The sequence below is a fragment of the Streptomyces sp. MnatMP-M17 genome, assembly GCF_900091995.1.
Lineage (GTDB): Bacteria > Actinomycetota > Actinomycetes > Streptomycetales > Streptomycetaceae > Streptomyces.
In genome coordinates, this window is record NZ_FMDK01000087.1 from 17,705 (window position 1) to 27,413 (window position 9,709).

Consider the following 9,709-nt stretch of genomic DNA (forward strand, 5'->3'; position numbering starts at 1 on the left):
CCCGCCCACCGGCGTTCGGATGCTGTTGGTTGATTCGGGGCTCTGCGTGACGTCGGCCGGGACACTGTGCTCGGCCCTGAACGCACTGGCGGCCGCTGTCCCGGAGTGGCCAGCCGGGGTCGCTGAGCCGGACTGGTTGGGCACTACGCCACCCGTGCCGAGGACACACGGTTCCCGAAGGCTTCCGCCAAACGGAACGAGACCGGCTGCCGGATCGGAACCGACGGGATGCGGCTGCTTGAGGCCGTCGCCTCGTCCGGTGCGCCTGACGGGCTGCGGACGTTACCGGAGGTGGAGACCTGGCAGGTGTGGGTGCAGTACTTCCACCTGGTTGGGGGCAAAGTGCGGTGGAGGGGCCCAAAAGACCGGCCGCCGGGCGCGATGCGCCTGGTCAACCCCTATGACATCGAAGCGCGTGGCGCCGACAGGCGCGACATCTTCTGGGACGGCTACAGGGTTCACCTCACCGAGACCTGATGCTGTCACACCGGGCCTGATCACGAATGTCGCCGCTACCACGGCCACGGTCACAGACTTCAACCTGGTGCCGGTGGTTCACGCGGCTCTCGCCAGGCGCCGAACAGCTTACTCATCAGGTAACCTGTTCAGATGTCCTGAGTATAGGCTAGTGTGAAAGAGTGGACAGGAAGATCACCCCGCCTGCGCCGGCGGTTGAACTGTCGCTGGCCATGACGCGTATGCGTGCCAGATTGCGTGGTGAACAAGCCCCGCTTGCCACCGGGCAGACCATGTCGCAGCTCTCCGTCCTTGGCCGCATTGTCGAACGGGGGCCGATTACGGTCAGTGAGCTCGCGCAGGCGGGGCATGTGAGCGCGCAATCCGTCGCGCAGATCGTCAGCGTGCTGAAGCAGCAGGATCTGGTCTGCGGGGAACCAGACCTCTCGGACGGCCGAAAGACCCTGCTCAGGGTCACTGATGCCGGCCGGCGGCTTGTCGAGTCGATCGTCGAGCACCGCGGCGCCCGGCTGGCCCAGCCGATCGAGCTGCACCCTTCTGAGTCTGATCGTGCGACCTTGGTGGCGGCTGCGGCGATCATGTCCTGCCTGGCCGACTGCCGACTGGGTGACCATGCCCTGACTGGCCGCCCCGCGCATGGCCGGCCGGTCGCGGTGGTCCTGCCGGGTGGGATTCTCGGCTGCTGGCCGTAGTCGCCGTGCGCGCGCCCTGCGAGCTGGCTGTCTGGAGGACGCATTGGCGTCCCCGTTTCGGTCCTGGCGGCCGTGTTCGCGTGAAACGGAGTTGGACCCTCGATCGCTGACCCGGCGCTATGTCTGTGAAGCAGGTCCTTGCGGTACCTAAAAAGTATGCGCGTAATATTTACGTTTGAGAGGCGGAGTGTATGTCCAAGCGCGCACCCGGCCGGGCCCGAGCCGCCGTTGTGACCGGACCGCGGCAACTGGAAATCCGAGAGTTTCCCCTGCCGGAGCTCGGCGAGGAGGATGGGGTCCTGGAGGTGGAGGTCAACGGCATCTGCGGCTCGGACGCTGAGTTCTACGCGGGCACCCTCGACGGTTACCCCCTGCCGATGACCCTCGGTCACGAGCCCGTCGGCCGGATCATCGCACTGGGGGAGGTTGCGCGAACTCGGTGGGGCGTGGACGTGGGAGACCGCGTTGTGGTCAATTCAGCTCTCAGGTGCGGTCATTGCAGGGAATGCGCGGCAGGGCGTGACTGCCGTTCCGCATCGTACGGAACGCTGTCCCCTGACCAAGCTCCCGGTCTCTGGGGAGGTCTCGCCACCCACCTGTACCTCGACCCGCGAGCGACCCTGATTCCGATCTCACCGCAGGTCTCCACAGCCGCTGTGGCCTTCCACAACCCATTGGCCAACGGCTTCGAGTGGACAGGCGAGGCCGGGCAGGCCGACGAGAGGTCGCGGGTAGTTGTGCTGGGCGCCGGACCACGGGGCTTTGCCTGCGCCCTGGTGGCGGTCTTCCTGGGCGCGGAGCACGTCACCATGGTCGGGCTGCAGCAGGACCGAGGCCGCCTTGAACTCGCCGAGCGCATGGGCGTGGATACGTCTCTCGTCGTCGAGACACAGGACGAGAGCGAACTCAGGGACCGTCTTGACCACCGCCCCAACGTGGTGATCGATACGACGCCGCACTCGACGTCCGCAGTGGAACAGGCCCTTTGTGCCCTGGAATCCGGTGGCAGGCTTGTCCTTGCTGGAATCAAGGGGCGAGGGCGATCGATCGACCTCGAAATTGACACGCTTGTGAGCCGCAGGCTGACGGTGACCGGCCCATGGAGCAAGACGGAGAAGTCGTTGCGCCGCGCCGTTTCTGCCCTGGAAAGCGGAGAGTTGGATCTCAGCCGCATCCCGTCAAAGGCCTATCCGCTGGAGGAGACAGCTACGGCGGTCGAGTCGTTGTCCCTGCCGGATGCTGACAAGCCCCTGCATGTGCGCGTCGAGCCGGGCGAAACGAGCCAATGAGTCGGCGGGGGCCGTCGCCGACGTCCCGCCGAAGGCGCGTACGTCGCGTTGAGCCCGCGCCCCAGGTTGGGCCGCATCTCACGTGGTGCGCTGCTGCCTGAGCCAAGCCTGGAACGGGTCTCTTCGCGGGGCCTCGGTTCGAGCGGTGCGGCCTGGCGAACTGGACGGCCGGCCGACGATCGCCGGCCGGCCGTCCCCAACCATGTGGCCAAGGTGGCCCCGCCTGGCCTGCGGGCCGGCACGAGCAGGCGCCGGCCTGCTGCTGGTACTTCAGGTGCGGATCCTCGATCGGGACGGTGGCAGATGTGGCGGGTGTCATGCTCCAGCCTCCCCGGGTTCGTGGATATTATGATTAAGTTATGGAGGGTCATGTTCGAGCGTCAAGGGATCGGACAGGACCGCGATAACGAGGAGACGTGGTGACTGAACAAGAGGACCGCATCGCGGCCGACCGCTCCGTCTGTATGGGCTCGGGCCTGTGCGCCTACATCGCCCCCGACCACTTCGCCGTGACGGACGGTCTTGTCGACGTGCTCAGCGCTGAAGTCGGCGAATCCGACGCCAACGCGGTGAACGAGGCCGTCGAGGCCTGCCCCACGCGCGCGCTCACGCTCCGCGACCAGTAAGCGGGCGCGCTCTTCACGAACTCAGGTAGGGAGCCTGGGGTGTGAGGGGAGCGCCCTGCCGGACAGGGCCCAGGGCGTGTCTTCAAAGTCCCGTCTGCCCGGCGACGCCTGGCACGCACGCTCGCTGCGTTGTCGGAGTCGCCCGAGTACGTCCAGTACACGGGCGATCCTCCGCCTTGCGATTGCACGCACCGGACGCCGCGAGGCCCGCCCTGCGGGCGGACGACGCTACTTCCGAAACACGCCCTAGCGGTGGGGCCGCACCGCGCCCCCGTATGCCTCTCGCCCTTTCGATTCCCGATCTCTGCCGCCGACGGGCGGCACCCTGGAGGAACCGGTGTCCGTTGGCATCACGGATGAGCCGCTGTACCGGCCCAAGCATCCGGTGCGGTTCGTCACCGCGTCGAGCCTGTTCGACGGGCACGACGCCGCGATCAACATCATGCGCCGGATCCTGCAGTCCCAAGGTGCGGAGGTCGTGCACCTGGGCCACAACCGGGCGGTGTCCGAAGTGGTGGACGCCGTGCTGGAGGAGGACGCCCAAGGTGTGGCGATCTCCTCCTACCAGGGCGGTCACGTCGAGTACTTCGAATACTTGGTGGCGCTGCTGCATGAGCGTGGCGCTGGGCACGTCCGCGTGTTCGGTGGCGGAGGCGGGGTCATCGTTCCCGAGGAGGTGGAGCGGCTGGCCCGATCAGCGGTGCGGATCTTCACCCCGGAGGACGGACAGCGGCTCGGCCTGGCGCGCATGGTCAACTCCATGATCAAGGCGTGTGATGTCGTGCTGTGGGAGCAGGAACCGGTTGATCCGGCGGACGTCATTGCCGGATCCCCTCTGGCTCTGGCCCGGGTGATCAGCGGGCTGGAAACCGGGTCGGTCGCGCAGGATCAGATACGCGTCCTGCAACAGGCGGCGGCGAAGCGATCAGTTCCGGTACTGGGAATCACCGGCACCGGCGGATCCGGCAAGTCCTCGCTCACCGACGAGTTGGTCCGCCGCCTGCGCCTGGATCAGCAGGACAAGCTCTCCATAGCGGTACTGGCCATTGATCCCAGTCGACGACGTGGCGGTGGCGCGCTGCTGGGTGACCGGATCCGGATGAATGCCCTGGGTGGTGAACGGGTCTTCTTCCGCTCACTGTCCACTCGCGGGGCGCATGAGGTCCCCGAGGCCCTAGCCGAGATCATCACCGCCTGCCGGGCGGCCGGCCACGATCTCGTGATCGTGGAGACCCCAGGAATTGGCCAGGGTGACGCAGCCATCGTTCCCCACGCCGATGTGTCGCTCTACGTGATGACGCCGGAGTTCGGTGCCGCCACCCAGTTGGAGAAGATCGACATGCTCGACTTCGTCGATGTGGTGGCAGTCAACAAGTTCGAGCGGCGCGGGGCCGCTGACGCGCTGCGCGACGTGCGGCGCCAACTGATGCGCAACAGGGAAGCGTTCAGCTCGCAGCCTGAGGACATGCCGGTGTTCGGCACCAGTGCGGCGACCTTCTACGACGACGGCGTCACCGCCCTCTACCAGCACCTGCGCGATCTCCTGGTCGAGCACGGTCTGCCGGTGGAGCCCGGGACTCTGCCTCAGGTGTCGATACGCCATTCCAGCGGCGCCGCCCAGATCGTCCCGTCGTCCCGCGTACGCTACCTGGCCGAGGTCGCCGAGACGGTGCGCCGCTACCACGCGGAGACCGCCATTCAGGCCGAGCAGGCCAGCCGCGTTCAACGGCTGGCTACCGTGCACGACGAACTCGCCGCTGCCGGAGCCTCCACGAGCGACGTTGACCAACTGCTCGACGACGCGCGCGAGAATCTTCCCGTGCAGGCCCGCCGCCTGCTCGAGCAGTGGCCTGCCACCGCCGCGGCCTACGGCGGGAACGAACTGGTGGTCACGGTACGCAGACGCGAACTGCGCACCGTCCTGGCCCGTGAGTCGCAATCCGGAACCCGTATCCCCCGGGTAGCCCTACCGCGCTTCACGGACCACGGTGAACTGCTTCGCTACCTGCGCGCCGAGAACCTGCCGGGTTCTTTCCCGTTCACCGCCGGCGTCTTCCCGTTCAAGCGGGAAGGTGAGGATCCGGCACGCATGTTCGCCGGCGAGGGCGACCCGCAGCGCACCAACCGCCGTTTCCACTACCTCTCCAAGGACGCGGAGGCCACCCGTCTGTCCACCGCCTTCGACTCGGTCACCCTCTACGGCAGGGACCCGGACGAACGCCCGGACATCTACGGCAAGATCGGCACCTCCGGTGTGTCGGTCGCCACCCTTGAGGACATGAAGGCCCTGTACGACGGGTTCGACCTCGTGGCGCCGACCACCTCGGTGTCCATGACCATCAACGGGCCGGCCCCGACCATCCTCGCGTTCTTCCTCAACACCGCCATCGACCAGCAGCTTGACGCCTTCCAGACCGAACACGGCCGTGAGCCTTCAAACGATGAGCGGAAGGAACTCCGCGCCCGGACTCTGGCATCTGTGCGCGGCACCGTGCAGGCGGACATTCTCAAGGAGGACCAGGGCCAGAACACCTGCTTGTTCTCCACCGAGTTCAGCCTGCGCATGATGGCCGACATCCAGGAGTGGTTCATCTCCGAGGGTGTGCGCAACTTCTACTCGGTATCAGTCTCCGGCTACCACATAGCAGAAGCCGGCGCCAACCCCATCAGCCAGCTCGCTTTCACCCTCGCCAACGGCTTCACCTATGTGGAGTCGTACTTGGCGCGCGGCATGGACATCGACGACTTCGCGCCCAACCTGTCGTTCTTCTTCTCCAATGGCATGGACCCCGAATACTCGGTGCTGGGCCGAGTCGCCCGCCGTATATGGGCGGTCGCGATGAAGGAGAAGTACGGCGCCAACGAGCGCAGCCAGAAGCTGAAGTACCACGTCCAGACCTCCGGCCGCTCCCTGCACGCCCAGGAGATGGACTTCAACGACATCCGCACCACCCTGCAGGCACTCATCGCCCTCTATGACAACTGCAACAGCCTGCACACCAACGCCTATGACGAGGCAGTGACCACTCCCACCGAGGCATCGGTGCGCCGGGCCCTGGCGATCCAGCTCATCATCAATCGCGAGTGGGGCCTGGCCATGAACGAGAACCCGCTCCAGGGTGCGTACATCATCGACGAGCTCACCGACCTTCTTGAGCAGGCCGTCCTCGACGAGTTCGAGCGCATCAGCGAGCGCGGTGGAGTGCTCGGAGCCATGGAGACCGGCTACCAACGCGGTCGAATTCAGGACGAGTCGATGCTCTACGAACAGCGCAAGCACGACGGCACGCTGCCCATCATCGGAGTCAACACCTTCCGCAGCCCTCAGGCCGACGTCGAGGCGGGCCAGGCGGCTACGGAGCTGGCGCGTGCCACCGAAGAGGAAAAGCGATCCCAGCTCGCCCGGGTGCGCGACTTCCAGGGCCGCCACCGCGAAGAGGCCCAAGCCGCCCTCGCCGCCCTCCATGACGCCGCCGCCAGCGGAGGCAACCTGTTCGCCGTCCTCATGGAAGCCGCCCGGGTCTGCTCTCTGCAACAGATCACCGAAACCTTCTTCAAGGTGGGCGGCGAGTACCGCCGAAACGTCTGATCTCGGGCTCCACCCGCACGTCCGCCTCCGTGCTCCCCTCACCCAAGGACTTGCCATGGAAAACATCTCCCGCATCGGCGTTGTCGGCTGCGGTCTCATGGGCTCGGGCATCGCCGAGGTCGCCGTCCGCCAAGGCCTGGACGTCTTGGTGGCCGAGGCCACCCCCGAAGCCGCCGTGTCGGGCCGTGAGCGCATCACTGCCTCCCTTGCCCAAGGCGTGCGCCGGGCCAAGCTGACCGCGGAAGAGCGCGATCAGGCGCTGTCCCACCTGACGTTCACCAGTGATCTCGATGACCTGGCGGACCGTCAGCTAATCATCGAGGCCATCGCCGAACGCCGTGACCTCAAGTCCGACCTGTTCAAGACACTCGACAAGGTCATCGCTGATCCGCAGGCGATCCTCGCCACCAATACCTCCTCCATACCCGTGATCGACCTCGCCACCGTCACCGGCCGACCTGAACGGGTGGTGGGCATGCACTTCTTCAACCCGGTACCGGTCCAGCCTCTGGTCGAACTGATCCCCGCTCTGACCACCAGCCAGGAAACCCTCGCCGTTGCCCGCCGGTTCGTGGCAGAGCAGCTGGACAAGCAGGCTATCCAGGCGCCCGACCAGTCCGGCTTTGTGGTGAATGCTCTACTCGTGCCCTATCTGCTGGCCGCCGTGCGGATGGTGGAGGCAGGCGCGGCGAGTCCGGCGGACATCGACCGTGGCATGGAGCTTGGTTGCGCACACCCGATGGGCCCGCTCCGCCTGCTCGACCTGATCGGCCTGGACACTGCCCAGTCGGTGGCCGAATCGTTGTATGAGGAGTTCAAGGAGCCGCTGTACGCCCCACCGGCCCTGCTGCGCCGCATGGTCACGGCAGGGCACCTCGGCCGCAAGAGCGGTCAGGGCTTCTACCCGTACTAAGCAGGCCGGTGCGCCGGCTGACCCACCTACACACCCCACGCTGAAAGGCACGGAACACTATGGAGTCCCAGGAAAAGGTGCTCATCATCGATGGGGCCCGCACCCCCATCGGCAGCTTCGGGGGAGTGTTCCGCGACGTCCCCGCAGACGAACTCGGTGCCATCGCAGCACAGGAGGCCCTGGCGCGAGCGAAGGTGGCCCCCGGGGACATCGACGAGGTCGTGATGGGCTGCATCGGCCAGGTCGGGCCGGACGCCTACAACGCGCGACGCGTGGCCCTGGCAGCCGGCCTGCCGAAGAGCACACCGGCATACACGGTCAACCGTCTCTGCGGGAGCGGTCTGCAAGCGGTGTGGTCAGCCGCGATGCAGATGCGATGGGGCGGCGTGGACATCGCTCTGGCGGGCGGGGACGAGAACATGACGCGGATGCCGTTCTACGACTTCGGTGCCCGGTCCGGCTATCGGCTGGGCGACCGGACGCTGTTCGACGGCACGGTGATGATGCTGACCGATCCCTTCCACGGCACACACATGGGGATCACCGCGGAGAACGTGGCGGCGAAGTACGGCGTGACCCGGCGGGAGCAGGACGAGTTTGCGGCGGAGTCCCAGTGGCGGGCTGCCCGCCCGGCCGCCCAGCTGGCGTTCTCCGAAGAGATCACGCCGGTCCAGAGCGGCGGACGCAAGCCGGTGTCCATCGACACCGACGAGCACCCCAAGCCGAACACGACCGTGGAGGTGCTGTCCGGGCTGCGCCCGGCCTTCCAGACGGACGGCACGGTCACCGCGGGCAACGCCTCCGGCGTCAATGACGGGGGAGCAGCACTGGTGCTGGCCCGGGAATCGGTCGCCGCAGAACGCGGGCTTTCCCCCCTGGTGGCGCTGGAAGCGGTGGCGACCGCGGCGATGGAGCCCGAGCTGATGGGATACGCACCGGTCCTGGCGCTGCAGAAGTTGTTCAGGATGACCGGTACGTCCCCTTCGGACATCGACATCGTCGAACTCAACGAGGCCTTCGCGTCGCAGGCGGTCGCGGTGATCCGCGACGCGGGACTCGATCCTCAAAAGACCAATCCCTTTGGTGGAGCGATCGCGCTCGGCCACCCCGTCGGCGCCACCGGCGCCATCCTCACTCTGCGGGTGGCCAAGGATCTCGTCCGCCGTGACCTGGAGCTGGGCGTGGTCACGATGTGCATCGGCGGCGGCCAGGCCCTCGCCGCGCTGTTCCGGCGTGTCTGACCGCCGTGAGTCCAACAGCGGCCGGCAGGAGCGCCGGTCAGGAAGTGAGAGCGCCATGACAGAGAGCCCCGTCCGCTACGAACTCCACAAGGGGATCGCCCGAATAGTCCTGGGCAGGCCCACGCGGGCAAACGCGATCGACCTGCCTACAGCTCAGTCCTTCGGCGAGGCGGTGGACCGGGCGGCCGGGCAGGACGACGTGCGGGCCGTGCTCGTGAGTGGTGAAGGACCGCGGTTCTGCGCCGGAGGGGACGTCATGGCGATGATCGCCGCGCCGGATCGGTCGGCTTACCTGCACGAGCTGGCGACAACCTTCGATCATGCCCTGCAACGGCTCGCCTTGTTGCCCAAGCCTGTCGTCGGGGCGGTCCAGGGAGCCGTGGCGGGCGCTGGCGTGGCCCTGATGCTCAGCTGCGACGTGATCGTGTCGGCCAGGTCGACCAAGTTCCGCCTCGCCTACGCCGGGGTCGGGCTGACCCCTGACTGCGGAGTGTCGTACCTCTTGCCGCGGGCCATTGGCCAGGTCCGTGCACTGGATCTCGCCCTGACAGGCCGCACGCTCACAGCCGAGGAGAGCTATCAGTGGGGTCTGGTCACCGAGGTGGTGGACGACGAAGAGCTGGAGGCACGCGTCCGCTCACTCGGCGAGCAGCTTGCGGCGGGCCCGGGATTCGCTCTCGGGCAGGCCAAACGGCTCCTGCGGCTGCGGGAGGCGACACGTGCGGAGATCGGAGCTGAGGAGGCCAAGGTGATCGCTGAGGCGTGTGGTACTGCGGACGCCGCTTCGATCCTTGAGTCCTTCGGGACCCGGCAAGGAGGCTGACCTCGGCCTGAGCACGAGGAGATACGAGGGCCGCGACCGGGTAACCGGTCGCGGCCCTC

At 67.0% G+C, this 9,709-nt stretch carries 7 protein-coding genes and 1 pseudogene; all 8 read left to right on the top strand.

Annotation, left to right across the window (positions count from 1 at the left end; all coding sequences use genetic code 11):
• Positions 1-55: 55 nt before the first annotated feature.
• Positions 56-577: pseudogene (locus tag GA0115259_RS41505) on the top strand (IS5/IS1182 family transposase); the annotation flags it as partial.
• Positions 578-638: 61 nt separating this feature from the next.
• A complete protein-coding gene (locus GA0115259_RS04845) occupies positions 639-1,169 on the top strand; it encodes a MarR family winged helix-turn-helix transcriptional regulator (protein WP_093591315.1) in 531 nt (176 codons plus the stop codon).
• A gap of 191 nt (positions 1,170-1,360) precedes the next feature.
• Positions 1,361-2,458, top strand: a complete 1,098-nt coding sequence (locus GA0115259_RS04850; RefSeq protein ID WP_093591318.1) for a zinc-dependent alcohol dehydrogenase — start codon at positions 1,361-1,363, stop codon at positions 2,456-2,458.
• 419 nt (positions 2,459-2,877) lie between these two features.
• Complete coding sequence (locus GA0115259_RS04855) at positions 2,878-3,084, top strand: ferredoxin (protein WP_256097904.1); 207 nt, start codon at positions 2,878-2,880, stop codon at positions 3,082-3,084.
• A gap of 337 nt (positions 3,085-3,421) precedes the next feature.
• On the top strand, positions 3,422-6,673 hold the full coding sequence (icmF, locus tag GA0115259_RS04865; RefSeq protein ID WP_256097905.1) for a fused isobutyryl-CoA mutase/GTPase IcmF: 3,252 nt from the start codon (positions 3,422-3,424) through the stop codon (positions 6,671-6,673).
• 55 nt (positions 6,674-6,728) lie between these two features.
• Positions 6,729-7,586, top strand: a complete 858-nt coding sequence (locus GA0115259_RS04870) for a 3-hydroxybutyryl-CoA dehydrogenase (RefSeq protein WP_093591321.1) — start codon at positions 6,729-6,731, stop codon at positions 7,584-7,586.
• 59 nt (positions 7,587-7,645) lie between these two features.
• The gene (locus GA0115259_RS04875; protein ID WP_093591324.1) at positions 7,646-8,827 is read left to right on the top strand and encodes a thiolase family protein; all 1,182 of its coding nucleotides are present in this window, start codon (positions 7,646-7,648) and stop codon (positions 8,825-8,827) included.
• A 55-nt stretch (positions 8,828-8,882) separates the two neighbouring features.
• The gene (locus GA0115259_RS04880; RefSeq protein ID WP_093591327.1) at positions 8,883-9,650 is read left to right on the top strand and encodes an enoyl-CoA hydratase/isomerase family protein; all 768 of its coding nucleotides are present in this window, start codon (positions 8,883-8,885) and stop codon (positions 9,648-9,650) included.
• The last annotated feature ends 59 nt before the right edge of the window (positions 9,651-9,709 follow it).